At 39.2% G+C, this 15,554-nt stretch carries 16 protein-coding genes; 5 read left to right on the top strand and 11 right to left on the bottom strand.

Annotated features, from left to right (window positions below; genetic code table 11):
* Positions 1 to 13 precede the first annotated feature (13 nt).
* Together PSU72_RS13910 and PSU72_RS13905 are read right to left on the bottom strand one after the other, a co-directional pair.
* Positions 14 to 247: a sulfurtransferase TusA family protein gene (locus PSU72_RS13910; RefSeq protein ID WP_300433257.1), complete on the bottom strand. Its 234-nt coding sequence runs from the start codon at positions 245 to 247 to the stop codon at positions 14 to 16.
* Positions 247 to 585: a rhodanese-like domain-containing protein gene (locus tag PSU72_RS13905; RefSeq protein WP_300433255.1), complete on the bottom strand. Its 339-nt coding sequence runs from the start codon at positions 583 to 585 to the stop codon at positions 247 to 249. Before PSU72_RS13905 ends, PSU72_RS13910 begins: the two co-directional genes overlap by 1 nt.
* A 244-nt stretch (positions 586 to 829) precedes the next feature.
* Between PSU72_RS13905 and PSU72_RS13900 the strand changes: the two genes are divergently transcribed.
* Positions 830 to 2,635 (top strand): GGDEF domain-containing protein, encoded by a 1,806-nt coding sequence (locus tag PSU72_RS13900; protein ID WP_300433253.1) that lies wholly within the window; start codon positions 830 to 832, stop codon positions 2,633 to 2,635.
* A gap of 228 nt (positions 2,636 to 2,863) precedes the next feature.
* Here PSU72_RS13900 and PSU72_RS13895 read toward each other — a convergent pair whose 3' ends face one another.
* The 9 genes from PSU72_RS13895 to PSU72_RS13855 form a co-directional block, all read right to left on the bottom strand.
* Positions 2,864 to 3,565: a hypothetical protein gene (locus PSU72_RS13895; RefSeq protein ID WP_300433251.1), complete on the bottom strand. Its 702-nt coding sequence runs from the start codon at positions 3,563 to 3,565 to the stop codon at positions 2,864 to 2,866.
* 512 nt (positions 3,566 to 4,077) lie between these two features.
* Entirely contained in the window at positions 4,078 to 4,722 is a 645-nt protein-coding gene (locus PSU72_RS13890) for a PIN domain-containing protein (protein ID WP_300433250.1), read from the bottom strand.
* Positions 4,722 to 5,075, bottom strand: a complete 354-nt coding sequence (locus PSU72_RS13885) for an STAS-like domain-containing protein (protein ID WP_300433249.1) — start codon at positions 5,073 to 5,075, stop codon at positions 4,722 to 4,724. Before PSU72_RS13885 ends, PSU72_RS13890 begins: the two co-directional genes overlap by 1 nt.
* 10 nt (positions 5,076 to 5,085) lie before the next feature.
* A complete protein-coding gene (locus PSU72_RS13880) occupies positions 5,086 to 5,985 on the bottom strand; it encodes an ATP-binding protein (protein WP_300433248.1) in 900 nt (299 codons plus the stop codon).
* 42 nt (positions 5,986 to 6,027) lie between these two features.
* Positions 6,028 to 7,266: a restriction endonuclease subunit S gene (locus PSU72_RS13875; RefSeq protein WP_300433246.1), complete on the bottom strand. Its 1,239-nt coding sequence runs from the start codon at positions 7,264 to 7,266 to the stop codon at positions 6,028 to 6,030.
* Positions 7,259 to 8,896, bottom strand: a complete 1,638-nt coding sequence (locus PSU72_RS13870; protein WP_300433244.1) for a class I SAM-dependent DNA methyltransferase — start codon at positions 8,894 to 8,896, stop codon at positions 7,259 to 7,261. Before PSU72_RS13870 ends, PSU72_RS13875 begins: the two co-directional genes overlap by 8 nt.
* A complete protein-coding gene (locus PSU72_RS13865) occupies positions 8,890 to 11,913 on the bottom strand; it encodes a type I restriction endonuclease (RefSeq protein ID WP_300433243.1) in 3,024 nt (1,007 codons plus the stop codon). Before PSU72_RS13865 ends, PSU72_RS13870 begins: the two co-directional genes overlap by 7 nt.
* A gap of 76 nt (positions 11,914 to 11,989) precedes the next feature.
* Positions 11,990 to 12,262, bottom strand: a complete 273-nt coding sequence (locus tag PSU72_RS13860; RefSeq protein ID WP_300433241.1) for a hypothetical protein — start codon at positions 12,260 to 12,262, stop codon at positions 11,990 to 11,992.
* A gap of 15 nt (positions 12,263 to 12,277) precedes the next feature.
* Positions 12,278 to 12,901 carry a hypothetical protein gene (locus PSU72_RS13855; RefSeq protein ID WP_300433240.1) on the bottom strand — a complete coding sequence of 208 codons (624 nt, stop codon included), beginning with the start codon at positions 12,899 to 12,901 and terminating at the stop codon, positions 12,278 to 12,280.
* 512 nt (positions 12,902 to 13,413) lie between these two features.
* Between PSU72_RS13855 and PSU72_RS13850 the strand changes: the two genes are divergently transcribed.
* From PSU72_RS13850 to PSU72_RS13835, 4 genes are read left to right on the top strand one after another with little or no spacing between them, the layout of a single operon-like run.
* Positions 13,414 to 13,659, top strand: a complete 246-nt coding sequence (locus tag PSU72_RS13850) for a hypothetical protein (protein ID WP_300433239.1) — start codon at positions 13,414 to 13,416, stop codon at positions 13,657 to 13,659.
* Positions 13,656 to 13,988, top strand: coding sequence for a hypothetical protein (locus PSU72_RS13845; RefSeq protein WP_300433238.1), 333 nt, complete (start codon positions 13,656 to 13,658; stop codon positions 13,986 to 13,988). The genes PSU72_RS13850 and PSU72_RS13845 overlap by 4 nt, the downstream gene beginning before the upstream one ends.
* 10 nt (positions 13,989 to 13,998) lie before the next feature.
* Entirely contained in the window at positions 13,999 to 14,295 is a 297-nt protein-coding gene (locus PSU72_RS13840; RefSeq protein ID WP_300433237.1) for a hypothetical protein, read from the top strand.
* Between the two features lie 13 nt (positions 14,296 to 14,308).
* A complete protein-coding gene (locus PSU72_RS13835; RefSeq protein WP_300433236.1) occupies positions 14,309 to 15,553 on the top strand; it encodes a type IV secretion system DNA-binding domain-containing protein in 1,245 nt (414 codons plus the stop codon).
* Position 15,554: the final 1 nt, after the last annotated feature.

Genomic DNA, 15,554 nt, shown 5'->3' with positions numbered 1-15,554 from the left:
TTTTAATTACAAATTAGTCACTACGTTTTTTGATATAAAAAGTGAACGTGGTGTCATCTTGATCAAGCTGTAAAAGCTCGTGGCCAGTTTGCACGCAGAATGCGTTAAAGTCTTTCACTGAACCTGGGTCGGTTGAAATGACTTTTAACACTTGTGCTGGCTCAACTTCACTCAGACCTTTTTTACAGCGCAAAATTGGTAATGGACAGTTTAAGCCTGTGGCATCCACTTCTTTATTGAATTCCATTATTTCTTTTTCCCTTCATCTTTTGCTACAAAAGGATAGCCCGCTTTAGCCCACGCTAAAACACCACCCGCTAGGTTATACACATTTTTACTACCTTTGCTAGAGGCAAAAGCCGCCGCATGCGCCGAACGAATGCCACTGTGGCAATAGAATACGATATTCTCTGACTTGGGCAGTGACTCATATTTTAGCGGCAACAACGCTAGAGGAATATGTATTGCGCCTTCAATCACGCCGCGTGCAACTTCATCATCATTACGCACGTCAACTAGTAACATGGGTTCTGTCGCCATGGTGTTGAATAAGTCGTTTGCTTGAATTTCACTAAATGTGCTCATTAACCTACACCTAAATTAACCAAAACAAATGATAACAATTTTGACGGGCGACCGCACTAACTATGTGTAGCAAAGGTTTGCAGCAGCTTAGATATTAAATGGTTGCCAACCAATTAGCCGAAATGCAATTCTATGAACAGCATGGGGTTTTTATAGCTGTTTAAATATATAAAATTGCTGTGTTGAGTTAGTATTTACGAGTATGTCTGAGAAGTATATTGACTTTAACCGAATGGAACCATAAATGACGCCTTTAGAGTTGGCTCGCCAAACACTAATGCAGCTTTCAAAAAGCCAGAGTCCTCCGACGCCAGATAACTATCGTCTTGTGTATAACGAGATTGCAGGTTTAGAGGCGGAAGATAATGGTACGATTCTCAGTAAGGCACTGGACAAGGTGTTAACTGATTTGGGCAAAGATAAGCCTAAATATTCAGTCGCCGCACAAAAGATTTCCACCTTAGTCAAAAAGCACGACTCTGCCAATTTAGAAAAACATATCCGTAGCTTGCTACCTGTAGGTGCTGGTGAGACCGACAGCGTGAATTGGTCTACGCTTTTACGTTATTTGTTAAAGCAGCTAGATTTAAATCATAACGGCATCACGCTTAGCCGTAAAAAAGAAGGGCTGAGTCGCGTCCTAATTAATTTTGCCAGTGATCCTAATCAGCTTGGGCAAAAAATTCAGACGCTAGTGACTTCGTGGGGCGATGGTCAAGCGGTCATGATTGTGAATGAAGATAATGCCGCTGAGCCAGCGAGTGCTGAAACAGAGCAGCCTGCAGCCCATGAAAGCGCGTTAGACAAACACACGGCGCACACTACAGATGATGCTCAACTTAAAATAGCGATAGCGTGGCGTGACTTATTGATCAGAACGGTTTCACTCGTGGTGCTTCCGCAGTTTGCTGCAATTCCAGCGGCAACAAGCCGAATAGAAGCACTAATAGCAAGTGCTCAAAAAGCTAACACGATTGAAGAAGTCAATGATGTTAGCGAGTCTTTAAAATCGACTTTGCTGAGAGCAGAAATGCAAACAGACTCACAACATCGTATACAAGATGCGCTAGTGCAAATGTTGCGCCTATTGGTTTCTAGCATGAGCGAGTTGACCGTTGAAGACAAATGGCTACATGGGCAGATTGCTATAGTCCAAGAAATTATTTCTAAACCGCTTAATTTAGACAGTGTTTATAGTGCGGAAAGTAGCCTAAAAGAGCTGATATTCAAGCAGTCTAGCCTCAAGCCAGGGCTTATCGCGGCTAAAGAAACGCTTAAAGGCATGATGAGTACCTTTGTAAGCGGTTTGGCAGACATCACTGAGAGCACGGGTACTTATCAAATTAAAATTGCCGAATATCAGAAGCAAATCTCCGAAACCGAAGACATTACGCAACTTAACGACATACTAAAAAATTTGGCTGGCGATATTCACACTATGAATGCCGATGCGCAACAGTCGCAATCTGCCTTTTTGGAAACACAAAAGAAAGTAGACGAAGCTGAAAAGAAAATCAATGAGCTAACAACTAAGCTAGATTATATTAGCGAGGTTGCGCACGAGGACTTTTTAACAGGTGCGCTCAATAGACGCGGCATGGATGAAGCGATAGAGCGAGAATTCGAACGTGCGGATAGGCACAACACAGCATTATCATTAGCAATGATCGACATTGATCACTTCAAAAAGATTAACGATACCATGGGCCACTCCACAGGTGATGTGGCACTAGCGCACTTAGCTAAAGTGGTAAAAAGCATATTGCGTAGCACGGACGTGCTGGCGCGCTACGGCGGGGAAGAGTTTGTGATATTACTCCCAGGCTCTAAGCAAGACGATGCAGTTAACGTGATTGCTGGCGTGCAACGAGACCTCACTAAAAACTTTTTTATGCATAACAGTGAGCGGGTATTGATCACCTTTAGTGCAGGCGTGGCTGAACGTATGACTGGTGAGGGGGTTGATGCCGTTCTACCTCGAGCCGACGCTGCGTTATATCTTGCCAAGCAAACAGGACGCAATCGCGTGGTGGGCGCTGCGCTTCCTTAAACTCTCTAACCACTTCTTAGCCCTTTAAGTGGGAGTTAAACAAGGCTGTAAGGCAAGCTCAAAGAGTAACAGACGTAAAAAAGCTCACTAATAGTGAGCTTTTTTTACTAATAATCACAACTCTAGTATCTATAATTGTATGCTTATAAGCATACAAGCAGCAATTAATTTCCCTACTAAGGTTAGTTAAAGTACCGGATACAAAATAGGCGTGAATTCACGAACCTCCTAATTGAAAAGCTTGTTAGAGCTTTCATCAGGCTTGATCCCATTTTCAATTCTCAGTTTCCTATGCCGCAGTTTTAAAGCAACTTGCATTGCGGTCATAACCATAATTACAGAAACCATAACTAACATCATAGGAAATAATGTATCACCGACTTTTTCCAATAATGGGGAAGAGTTAAAACTACTTTTTACAAACGAAAGCATAGTTGCCAATGCCGCAATTGTACCCAGCGTCATAGAAAGCAAGGTAGTCATCTTTTCTTTGTACTCAATACGAGCAACAAAAGCCTCATTATCTATAGCTACAGGTTCAACCAGTGAAACGGGGTCTGGCGCAAGTACCTTCAGAGATTCACAATATTCTCTTTTCGCTGCTGATGAGATAAAGCTTGAATCCATTATTTCTTTTATCAACTCCTCAACAACTTGAGATACGCTATAGAGCCTTTCTGGCTCAACTTTGTACTTTCTAGCTGTAGCATTTTTCAATGCTTCCATTACATCAATAGAAGGGAGTGCGTTCTCAGATATCTCTGGACGAATTGCGTAAAGAATCTCTCTGTTTGCAGATGAAATATTTATCGCTAGATCTTTTTGGTCTTTCTTAGAGAAAAGGACTCTCGTTAACCACGTAACAATAAGGCCACTGAGAATTCCGCCTCCGGTACCTACTACCCAGCCATTGTTTAATAATGCTTCCATTCTATCCTCCTAGTACAATACTCTTTGGCTTGAGCTCATTTTTTTAAATCTTATAGTTACGCTTTGCTCTGCCCATATAGTAGTAAATCGCAAGTGCGGACGCAATTCTTTTAACAAAAGTCCTAAATTGGAAGCTAAAGCCCTCTATTGAAACTAACAGAATGTCTCAAAATTATCAAATCAACAATTTTAAGGAAGCTCAATAGCAGGAGCTTTTTGACGTGATGGATAGATAAGCATTTTTACTTGGGTTGAGTATTATGAGAGGCGATTATACTAAATGTCCCCCAACAGTGCCCCCAAGTCGATGACGTAAAAAAAGCCCACATCGCTGTGAGCTTGATTTTGCTTGGTGGCCGGGACGGGAATCGAACCTGTGACACGCGGATTTTCAAAAAGGAAGTCATTTTTTAATTTTATATAAATCAACAACTTGCAACGCTCGCAATTTTGTAGGTTAGTGGTAAATAGCCTTAATTAGTCAATTTTAATGTCAAACAGCTACGTTTTGGCTACGCTGTAGAAGGCTCGTCATCTTTTGGCCTAACAACTAACTTTCCTGATTGCGCAGCCAAGTTTATTACTCTTGGATTAGCAGTAAAAACAGTTAGTCCAGGCACGCTCGCAAAGTCACCGTCATCAGTTATAACATTAATACCTGTTTTAATTGCGGCTTGAGCAGTAAATGCATCATATCCATCTAAGCCCACGGTAGGGAAAAGTGCAGTAGCCTCTTGCATGAAAGAGTCATCTAAGTTGATTTTAAGTAACTCACTGAAGCCAAGTATATCAGACCAAGCATCATTGATTAATGTAGTGACTTTAGCTCTTTGTTTTGGATAGTCGTGACGATAATCCTTTAAATCTAAAGGACTTGCTAAGTTGCTGTCGTAAATATTTTTTTCAGTCCGTTCAATATTGTGAGCTAATTCAGCGAATACTAAACCTGATGAATAAAATGTAGAGTTTGCAGCTAGTGCTTGCTTGAAGTAATTGGGATAATCAATTGCTTGCTGCTTTTGATTTCCGCTTGAGTTTTGAGTTAGTGGGGGATATAGCAGCCATAGCCAAACATTGGTATCGACTATAAAACTATCATTAATTTTTGGCGTGTCAGTTCTTATATCTACTACTGAAGCACGAACAACTAAAGGCATTAGGCAGCCAGAAAGTCACTTGTCAGGACTTGATCAACCTTATTACGCTGAGCTGTTGAGGAAGCATAATATTCTTTTGCATTATCTATAACGCGGCGAAGTACACGAGAACCAAAATCTGAAAGATGATCAAATTTTAGCTGCTGATTAAGGGTGTCTGGTTTTAAGTCAACAAGTAATCGACCTACCCCAGCATTGAAGAACGGCGAGGCGAAAATCTCAACACCATCAAAATCTAACTCAACTACATCGCCATGCATTAATGATTCATGGATAAGATTATAAATAATCTCACCATCATCTAACGTAACCGCATTCTGACCGATAAGGCCCTTTATATTAATGCGTTGCATAGTTTTACTCCTAAAAATATTGCGCTGAATCTAATTCTGTTGATAGACAATAATAATTATCGTCACAGCGCAGCGTAACTTGAACTACAGTACACCCAAAAAAAGCGGAGTGATTATCGTACAATTCACTATCTTCGTCAATGTAAGCATATCCGCCATGGCTGTAAATAGCAAGAGAACCTTTAGACAACCTAACGAATTCCTTTAGTAAATCTAACCCAACACCCCGAGGCCAAGCAGTTTTACTTGTTGTATTGCCTTTTGTAAAAGCCCACTTCATCGCGTCTTTTGGCTCTATATCTTCTTGAGCATTAAATGCTCTAACATTTGAAGGTATTCCAACACCAAAATCAGCAACTGCAAGTACTAACTCTTTATTATTTTTGAAATATTGCCCACAACAGACTAAGCCGATTTCAGACAAGCTATGTTCAAATGCATTAGCAAAAATTTCCCACATTCTGCCAGCAATTTCGTTTTTTAGATTTTTGCTAACATTGATCCAACCTCGACCTAACCAGTCATCAGTTAAGTATTTGAGAACAATATCTTCATTAGGTTCAACGTATTCCCTATACGGTATAGAGTTGCCTTGCCATGGTTCAGTTTCAGCCCCCATCATAGAAGCAAAGCCATTTTGAAGTAAGTTCATTTTGACATGTTGCTGCATAGTGCTTAGTGATAAATGGACGGTTCGACCGCTTGCTTGAATTAGTCTTGTTATCCCACCTAAAAAAACAACGGCATTAGGTCTTAAAAATGCGCAATCAGTAAAGTCGAAAATTATATTATCGTTGTTTACCGTTGCCTGCTTCCAAATTAAGGCCATGCTAAAAAAGTCATTTAACTCGTCATTTATACGAGGAACATAAATTGTTTTTGATTTTGTTGTATTTATATTGGATTGCATTTAATTTTGAGTAAAACAATTAATGCTATTAGGCATTTTTATTTAAGAAATTTTTACTTGTCCGTTCATGAGCATTGGGAGTAGCCAGTCACGAAGTTCGGTAAGAGTTTTGCTCTCAAATGAATTTTTCATTATAAGTTCATATAAAGGTGCAACTTTCTCATTGTATTTTTTTAAAATATTTGTGCTCTCATTTGGAATGACTATATATGATTCATCAACAATATCCTTATTAATGTGCGGTTGCTGCGCTCCAGATCGCATCGCATTCAATCTAGGAATTTCATTTTTTAGGTACGGATAAAGGTAGTAATACCTAAACTCACCTTTTTCTCTAATGCCGACAACTGACTGGTTTGCACAAGCATCAATAGCTAAAACAGAAGGTCTCAAATGACGAGTTATTGAAAGTACAACGCTACCTTTTGGTAATAACTGAGTGGCAGAATTGCCGATAGCTGACTCAGTAATTTTTAATTCAGAATCAATAATAGGGAAATTTGCAATTTCACCTGAATTTAACCATTTAATGGTTCCGTTCTCCCAATAATCTTTATTGCTTGTTGATGGAGTGCCTCCTAGTGATGTTTGAAATAAATTCCCAATTTTATCAACTTTCCAATTTGTTGGGATTTCACGCATTAGGGTAGGGCAGCATTCCATTTTTCCGCCGCTAGTTTTGTATGGTTCATCTTTAGCGTTGGGAAACTCAAACTGGACAAACCAATAGTCATACAAAGTCTTTGCCATTTCTTCTAACTCAGCATTTATACGACGATTGAGTTCGATTTTGGCATCTATTGAGCTTAATAATTCGACGCTTTTTGCAGATTGTTCATTGTATTCCAGAATGGGGAATTCTCTGAGAGCTCCTAGCGATAAGAATTTTTGTACTGCGCCATTCAAATATCTGTTGATATGTGTTTTAGCTACTGGGCTTTTTAGATAATAAAAAAGCCACTTGGCTTTGCTCTCATTGGCACAAGAAAAAACACCAATATTCTTGATTGCATATTCAATGTTTAAATTTTTCTCAAGGTATACCTCACCAACAGTACCAATCATGCTAAATAGCACGTCCCACTGAGAAACCTTACTTCTTGTGTTTATTGAGTGATAATCCTCAGTGGATATAAGATATGTATCGCTTAAATCAATATATCCACCAGAAATATTTTTGGACGTAATTAATGGAAAGCCAGTATTACTAGGCAAAGGAGTTGCGTGAGTACCATCGAAAATAGATGAGCAATATTTGGAGGCTGGTATGGTTTTATTCATACCGTAACTCTCTCAATTGCTTTTTAATCTCCAGTTCTAATGTATTTGATTTACCAAATAGCCCAGCTAACCGCTTGTTAAAACCTTGCATCTTTGCTGTAAACTCTGCTGGTGTGATGTCCACATAATCAATTTTTACATCAAAATATTGACCAGCACTTAAGCTATAATTTTTAGCGGCAATGTCATCGTAGCTGATTGCCACTGAAAAATCTATTTGCACTTGTTTCCCATTAAACACGTCAATAATGCGTTGTTCTTCCGCTTCACTCAGTACGGTTTTTTGATTTTTCCCATCTTTGATTTTTTGTCCAAGTTTAGAAGCATCTATCAAAACCACATCGCCATTGTTACTGCCATCTATAAACAGAATAGACACATTCGTTCCGGTGGTGGCAAAGATGTTGCTAGGCATAGAAACCACACCTGCAAGCATTTTATTATCAACAAGTTTTTGGCGGACTTTTTTATCAATACCACTCTGCGCCGTGATAAATCCAGTCGGCACTACGACAGCGGCCTTACCATCAGCTTTAAGACTAGTAATAATGTGCTGTAAAAATAGCTGGTAAATTGCCATTTTATCTTTGGCTTGCTTAGGTACATTTGGTAAACCTGCAAAAAAACGAGAGTGATTTTCTTTGCTGTCCAGTTGTGCGTGTATGTCACTAAAATCAAGCTTAAAAGGTGGGTTTGAAACAATGTAGTCAAAACGCTTTAGCTTATTGCCATCGTCTTTGTGGTACGGGTGCAATATGGTATCGCCCTGAATTACGTTCGGGATAGAATGCACCAAGTTATTTAGTATTAGATTTAGACGCAGTAAATTAGCCGATTTTTGCGAGATGTCTTGAGTGTAAATACTGCATCGGTTTTCACCAATGGCGTGAGCAACGTTCATTAACAAAGTACCAGAGCCAGCACTTGGGTCGTAGCAGCTCACATTCTTAATTTTCCCTTGCTGCTCTTGCGGTACAAGTATCGCTGCCATAATCCGAGCGACAGCGTGTGGTGTGTAATACTCAGCATATTTGCCACCACTGTTGCTGTTGTAGTCTTTAATCAGATACTCAAAAATGGTGGCGTAGAAATCAAATTTTTGCGTAAAAATACGTTCAAAGCTGAATTCTACAAGCTTGTTGATAATGGCTCGGCAAAATGCATCACGTTTACCATCGTCAGCAATGTATTGGCTGATGCGGTCAAACAGTACCACTTTTGCGCCACCATCGGTTTTAACTGCAAATACGTCGTTATTCGTAATCGCAATGTCAAAAAGGGTGTCGTCAAATGTTTTAGCAAAGTCGGCAGTATTTTGCTGATTAAATAAAGTATTGATGAGGTGTTCAGGTTTTAGGCGTGCGGTGTCTGCTGGCATCTGCATTTGAAGCATAGTTTGAGTTTCTTCGCCCATGCCAGAAAAAGCATCTTCCCATTTCTCAGCTTTAGCTAAATTAGCATTGATTTTTTTGGCTTCAAAGGCAAATTTGTCGTTTAAGAATTTATACAAAAACACTTGCGTGATGATTTTAAATTCGTTGCCATCGTTACCTAAGCCATAATTGGCACAAATGGTTTTTAAGCTATCAATTAAGGTTTTGGTTATTTGTTGAAACTCTTGCTCTACCACGCACGTACTCCATTAAATTCGTTTAAATATTCGCCCACAACTATATGGTTAATGTAGTGCGATACTTCTACATTCAGTGGTATTGCTTGCTCATCTCTAAAGCGCACAATCACATGCGGCATCATAGAGCGTTCAAAATAACTTTCGTTATCCATTAGCTGGTTATTTTGTAGCACTTGCGAATCGGCGTCTTGCTTTACCCCTGTGAGGGCGGCATGGATTTTACGTTCAGAATCTGAAATGTTGCCACGCTCTAGCAGACGTTTGTGAATGCGGGTGTATTTAACATCGCCATGATATTTTTGGCGTAGTTGGTTGTTTTCACGGTTTAATACTTTAACGCGCTCGTGAATTTTATTTAGCGTGCCAATATTTGCCTGCATTTCATCTTGCGTTACTTCACTTAGGTTCTTTTTCTTAAACAGCCGCTCTAGCTCTTCTTTTAGTGAGATAAATTTAGGATCTTGCTGATCAAAATTACTCGCTAATGCTTCGCGTGTTTGGCGTAGTGTGTCTTTAAGTTTATCGGCTAGTATTAGTTCAGCTTCGCCAATTTTTATAAACTTAAAGATAATGTCTTCAAGTGCGACATTAAGCAAATTGGTAGTATTTTGACCTTCGGCAATATTCTGAATTAAATTAAGATGGTCTAAATGGTTGCTGGTTTCTCGGTATAGCTGGTTAAGCTTTTGAAAGTCTAAATGTTCAAGTAAAGCATATTCGCCCTGCAAGCGTATAAGGTTATATAGGCTTTTGGCATCTGAGAGTGCTTTTTTAAGCGCAAGAATAATACCTTTATCTTGAATTTGGTTAATCTGTTGTGAGAATGTTTCAGCATTTTCAATATCGAAGCGAAACAGCACATCTTTGATATGTTCAATATCTGCTTTGATTTCATCTTGAGATTTAAATAAATTGGAATAATGCTCTAATTCATTGCCAAGTTCAGATTGCAACTCTTCAAAATATGCGCGGTTTGTGGCTTCAAACTCTTGGCTAATATCAGCAAAATCTACTACATAGCCATAGCGAAAGCCTTTATAAGTGCGGTTTACACGAGTGAGTGCCTGCAATAAATTATGCTTGCGTATAACACGTCCTAAGTACAACTTTTTCAAACGGTCAGCATCAAACCCCGTCAACAGCATATTGTAAACAAACAGCAAATCGACTTTGCCTGACTTGAAATCCTCTACCCATGCTTTGCGTTCTTCTTTTGTTCCTATGTCGTGCAAAATAAGCGCTGCGGTTTTGACTTGGTTTGGCTTTGAGGCGCCAGTATTTTCTGCCATGCGTGCATTAAATAACACAAACATATTCTCAGCTTGATCGGAGCTATCACATATCACCATGCCGCCGATGCTTGCATCATTGAGTGCACCACGACTTCGTTCAAAGTCGCTAATTATGTAATCCAACATAGGTGCAACAAACTTGTGGTGAGCGTAAATTTCCTTGCGATCTATATCACCTTGTTGCACCTCTATATCACGTAGAGCCTGCTGCAAAGCTATTTTGTAATTGGTGGCAATTTCTTCGCGAATTAAGCGCAGAGTGTAACCATCAGCTATAGAGGAGTTGTAATAATACTTGTGAATATAATCACCAAATAAGGCACGCGAATTGTAGTCTTCGCCTAGTAGCGGCGTACCCGTTAAACCAATTTTTATAGCGTTGCGGTCAGTTTGTTCAAGGTTAGCTAAGAAGCTGCCTTTGGGGTTATAACTGCGGTGTACTTCATCTAAGAAATACACCCGTTGAATGTTTACATCGTAATCTAGGCTGGCAATTACGTTAGGGTCATCTTGGAATTTTTGAATGTTCACCACAGTAATTTCAGGTTTGCCGCTATGGTTATGTATGACTTGTGTTGCTTTAATATCCGCTGCGAAAGCTTCACGCGAACTTATGGTGTGTACCACTAATCCTCGGCTAGTAAATTCACCCTGCGCTTGGGTGAGTAAGTCAATTCTATCAACAATAAAGTAAAACTTGGGGATGACTTGCTCGTTTTGAAAGTAGTCGGTTAAAAAGCGCACACTGTAATAGGCCAATGCCGTTTTTCCACTACCTTGTGTATGCCAAATAATGCCTTTTTTAACACCAGCATTGAGCTTATTCTCAATGGCTTTTGTGGCAAATATCTGTGGGTAACGCATCACATGCTTTTGTACGCCCTTAACACCTTCAACGTAAGCTAATGCATACTTCAGCATAAAAGCTAAACGCTCACGATTTAATATGGAGCTACATAGCCGATTAGTGGGGGTTTCAGGTGATTTGTTGGTGATAAATTCTGGATTATTTTTAATAACTTCTAAGTTATTGTCTTTAAGTATGGCAACTTCTTGATCATCACTTATCTTGCGTAATAAGGCTGTTAAGTTGAGAACTTCTTCCTCACGGAAGTAGTTAAATTTCACCTCATGGTAAGACGGACTGGCATAAAATGCTCCAGCAATTGGTTGCAATGCGCCGTCCTCATATTCCATGTTGTTTGAAAACAGCATCAATTGCGTGATGTTGGCAAAGCGTTTGAACTTCGGATTTTGAAAACGCTTGTTAATACGCTCGCGTTCGGCGAGCACTCCATCTTGGTTATTGGGCTTTTTAACTTCAATAAAAATGAGTGGCAAGCCGTTAATCAACAATGTGATGTCAGGTCTAAACTCCTCATCTCCATTTGAGTAGGTAAGCTCTGTGACTACATGAAAGCTATTGTTGTTGAAGTTTGCAAAATCAATTAGCTTAATGCCCGAGCGCGAAATGAGCTTTTCAAAAAAAGCTTTACCTAAATCTTCATTGTCTAACGTGAGCTGCACATCGGCAAGCAAGCGGTGAATGTCATCTGCTGCCAAATTAGGGTTAATTTTGGCAATGGCTTGGTGAAATATGTCAGGGAAAATATTGGTGTTTACATCCCACTGAGCATTCTTTAATGACAGGTATTCATAACCTAAACGCACTAAATGCAGAATACTAGGTATTTTTACGCGTGAATTTTCATTAAAGCTCATAGTTCGTTATTTAACCATAAATATGGCATTTGAAGCCTACAAGCTTTTACTATGCTGTGCTTACTAACCACTCCTGCTATATGCTGAATGCATTTTCAATATCTTTTTCTGATGCTAACAAAGGCAATTTATTCCAAATATTAATGACTTCATTTACACTTGATGCCCAATCTTTAGCTTGTCTAGTATAAAAATTATATTCTTTTGTCAGCTTATCCCATTTCTCTCTAGCAGTTTTGGGGTCTTTAAATGAACTCTTAAATTGCGTTTCAAGAACTGCAAAAGGCACATTTTCAGCTCTTCCAAAAATTAAGTTTCTATCTTCAGCACTTACATTTCGTATTTCCATAATATGCCTCTATATTTAGATTGATTTAAGAAATTCTGCGAACTTAACTTCTGGTTTAACATTGTTTTGTGAGTAGCCATTAATTACTGAGTTCCCTAACAACACACTAAAGAAGCTTTCTTCCCTAACATGTTTTTGTTGCTCATACTGCTCAACAAGAAGTCTCTTGAGCATGGGGCTTAAAACCATATCAATGGCATCCCACATTTCTTTCCACCCAATATCAGGATGTTGCCACATTGTTTTTAACATTTTCTCACCATGGTTCTCCATATTTTTTAATATCTTGCGTTCAAGTTGCATGTATTTTTTACTGAATCTTCTTTCAAATATTTCTTCGGCATACATATGATATTCCTGCAGAGTGAGCCATTTTTCTTCAACTCCAAGCCCAATAGCAAAAGAGGCTTTATCTGTAAGCAAATGGCGCTTACCTGACCGATACATTTCAATAATTTTCCCTGGTTCACTACCCCCATTTAAATTCCCGCCATCAGCTTGCGTTGAATTATTCGTACCCATATTGAGCAGAGCTTCAATTTCAACCCAGGTTTTCCCCGATTTATTTTTAAGTGAGGTCAAGAGTTGGGTAGTCGATTTTCTAGATAAGCCATCTTTTTGATATTTCAGTTTTTCCATATCTTTTAACCTTTTTATTTAAGTAAGCAAATTGTACGCATCAATCAGTCGCCATGAAACCAAACAAATTTGGTGCGAAAAGTATTGTTTTCCTGTGTGGTTATAAATGTTTAGCTAGTTCATTAAGCTGGCGTTTTTTATCAGTGGAGCAATAAATGATTGGATCTAATAACACCAATGTAGTGAGAATAAATAGAGTGTTCCATATGCAATACGGATTTATGGTTAGTTCAAACATTTCGTCACAAACAAGACCAATAGACCACACACCTGACGCAATTTTCCTTTGCGAGGATTCTTTGCCACTAACTAAGTAGCAAAGCCATTCAGCTGTGACCACAAAACTAAATAGCACAAAGCCACACACTGACCACAATCACTTTAACAGGCTAGAAGTCATGAATATGGAGAGATGCAACGTTTGACATTTCGTTTTACGGAAGCTCTCCTGTTTGCGAAATAGGTTGCTGACACCTTGAGGCAGCATTTTTTTAATTAATGGAGATTTAAAAATGATTATTGCAGCATTCGGACACTATAAATACAAATTAAAAGACATTGCAGATGCAGAGCAACTTTTAAAAATTATTAATGATTCTGTGCAGGTAGATGAACATTACTTGAGAGGAAGCGGCAGTATCTTTTCAATTTTAAAAAATTCATCACAGATGAATTTGTCAATTATACAAAGTGACTTAATTTCTGAGGAGGATCTGGAAAAGTTAAGAGAGCAAGAGTTGCAGAAGGCGCAGGTATGAATTCACGTTATCTAAAAATCAGAATGCCTGGTGACACTTATTTAAATTTAAAGAATAGATCTGCTGAAGCTGGTAAGCCAATATCTACATTCGCACATAATATTTTAATTGCAGAAAACAGCATCACACACACATCAAATGAATTAGACGAGATTAAGTCTCAGCTACAGGAGCTGGCTGCCTTGCTGGCCTACGCTAACACTCAGTTTGGTAGTGGGCAAGTAGATGTTACCTTGCGTGAGATCTTGTTGATAGTCCGCGAATTGGCAATGGAGCGCAATGCTCAAATCTTAACTAAAGTCGCATCAAAAATTAAAAATCAAAATTAAGGAAAAGAATATGAAAAACCAAAACAATCAATATCAAGATAAGTTTTCCAGATTATTAAACGACTACATTCTGGCATCCATGTTCCTGACAACATTAACTTGGGCAACATGGATGCTGTTCTATTTCAAGATAGGAATTGGCCAGTCTCTTAACTTGCTCATAAATGACAAATCTTTAATTATTAAACCATTCTTCTTGATGTGCATGATCTCCTCTTTTTCTACTAATGCATTTTTATTCACATATTTTACGAAATGCCCTAAAACTCAGGACAGGCATCATCGCGGCGCAAGTCTTGAGGATTAGCTAGGGGAGCAATATGTTTAAAAAAATGTTTTCTACTTTTAATGCTAAACCAATTCAACAAAAGCAAGCTGTCACAATCGGCGGGGTTAAATTAGCAACAGGCCAGGAGCCAGTACATACGTTATTGGTTGGCTCGACTGGCGTAGGAAAAACAACAGCCATTATAGAAATGCTGCAATCCATTTCTGTACGTGGTGACCGTATGATTATTGCCGATCCTGACGGTTGTTATGCCAGTCGCTTTGCAACAGAGCACGACATCATTTTAAACGTGTTCGACCGTCGAAGTCCAGGTTGGAGTCCTTTCAACGAAATTAGACGCGAATACGACTTTGACAAAATAGCACGTTCTATCGTGCCTAATGGTTATGGTACAGATGCTTCTTGGCATTTTTATGCACAAGTACTAATTGCAGATGTGATGAGAGCGCTTTTATCAAATGGTAAAGGCACAATTGCTGATTTAATACATTCTTTGACATTGGCACCGACCGAAGAGTTAAGAGAGTTGGTTGCGGGGAGCACTTCAGTAGGGTTATTTGACAAGGATGCAGCAAAGGCGTTGGCATCTACTAGATTTATTTTGACCTCCTACCTAAAACCATTTGCTTACCTGCATGCTGGTAATTTCAGTTTGCGTAGCTTTTTAGAATCTAAACGGCAGCGGATTTTTCTCACATGGCGTGAGGATATGACCGCATCGCTTGCACCTTTGATAGCATGTTGGGTTGATGTACTGTGTAATGCAATCTTATCAATGCCAATAGAGCCTGATGAAAATAAGTCTCGTATCTGGTTAGTCTTAGATGAACTAGGCACTCTAGGGAAAACCAGTTCTTTAGAAGCAGCTCTTACTAAAGGCCGCAAACACAGCCTTTGTTGCATTGCAGGCTTACAAAGTACGATGCAGCTTGATCGAACTTATGGACATGAAGCCTCTAGTATCTTACGTAGTTGTTTTCGTAACTTACTTGCTTTTTCTATTGCAAAAGCTGATCCAGATACCAGTGAAGCTATTTCCCGTGCTTTGGGCGAACATGAGATTGACCGTACTATTGAAACTTTTGGACAAAGTAGTCAAGGCAACAGTTCAAGTTTCACTGTTCAGCGTGTACGTGAGCGCTTGGTATTGCCTAGCGAGCTTAATGAACTGCCAGACTTGACAGCATTTTTGGCTTTGGCGGGCGATGAACCAACAAGAAAGATAAAGCTATCTCCACAAAATTTACCTGAAATTTTTCCAGCATTTGTGGAATAAC

It is taken from the genome of Methylotenera sp., assembly GCF_029945535.1.
Lineage (GTDB): Bacteria > Pseudomonadota > Gammaproteobacteria > Burkholderiales > Methylophilaceae > Methylotenera.
This window is presented reverse-complemented; position numbering and strand designations above follow the sequence as displayed.

Bases quoted from the DNA above. Each gene is read 5' to 3' on its own strand.
- PSU72_RS13910 (WP_300433257.1), bottom strand. From the start codon at position 247: ATGGAATTCAATAAAGAAGTGGATGCCACAGGCTTAAACTGTCCATTA.
- PSU72_RS13905 (WP_300433255.1), bottom strand. From the start codon at position 585: ATGAGCACATTTAGTGAAATTCAAGCAAACGACTTATTCAACACCATG.
- PSU72_RS13900 (WP_300433253.1), top strand. From the start codon at position 830: ATGACGCCTTTAGAGTTGGCTCGCCAAACACTAATGCAGCTTTCAAAA.
- PSU72_RS13895 (WP_300433251.1), bottom strand. From the start codon at position 3,565: ATGGAAGCATTATTAAACAATGGCTGGGTAGTAGGTACCGGAGGCGGA.
- PSU72_RS13890 (WP_300433250.1), bottom strand. From the start codon at position 4,722: ATGCCTTTAGTTGTTCGTGCTTCAGTAGTAGATATAAGAACTGACACG.
- PSU72_RS13885 (WP_300433249.1), bottom strand. From the start codon at position 5,075: ATGCAACGCATTAATATAAAGGGCCTTATCGGTCAGAATGCGGTTACG.
- PSU72_RS13880 (WP_300433248.1), bottom strand. From the start codon at position 5,985: ATGCAATCCAATATAAATACAACAAAATCAAAAACAATTTATGTTCCT.
- PSU72_RS13875 (WP_300433246.1), bottom strand. From the start codon at position 7,266: ATGAATAAAACCATACCAGCCTCCAAATATTGCTCATCTATTTTCGAT.
- PSU72_RS13865 (WP_300433243.1), bottom strand. From the start codon at position 11,913: ATGAGCTTTAATGAAAATTCACGCGTAAAAATACCTAGTATTCTGCAT.
- PSU72_RS13860 (WP_300433241.1), bottom strand. From the start codon at position 12,262: ATGGAAATACGAAATGTAAGTGCTGAAGATAGAAACTTAATTTTTGGA.
- PSU72_RS13855 (WP_300433240.1), bottom strand. From the start codon at position 12,901: ATGGAAAAACTGAAATATCAAAAAGATGGCTTATCTAGAAAATCGACT.
- PSU72_RS13850 (WP_300433239.1), top strand. From the start codon at position 13,414: ATGATTATTGCAGCATTCGGACACTATAAATACAAATTAAAAGACATT.
- PSU72_RS13845 (WP_300433238.1), top strand. From the start codon at position 13,656: ATGAATTCACGTTATCTAAAAATCAGAATGCCTGGTGACACTTATTTA.
- PSU72_RS13840 (WP_300433237.1), top strand. From the start codon at position 13,999: ATGAAAAACCAAAACAATCAATATCAAGATAAGTTTTCCAGATTATTA.
- PSU72_RS13835 (WP_300433236.1), top strand. From the start codon at position 14,309: ATGTTTAAAAAAATGTTTTCTACTTTTAATGCTAAACCAATTCAACAA.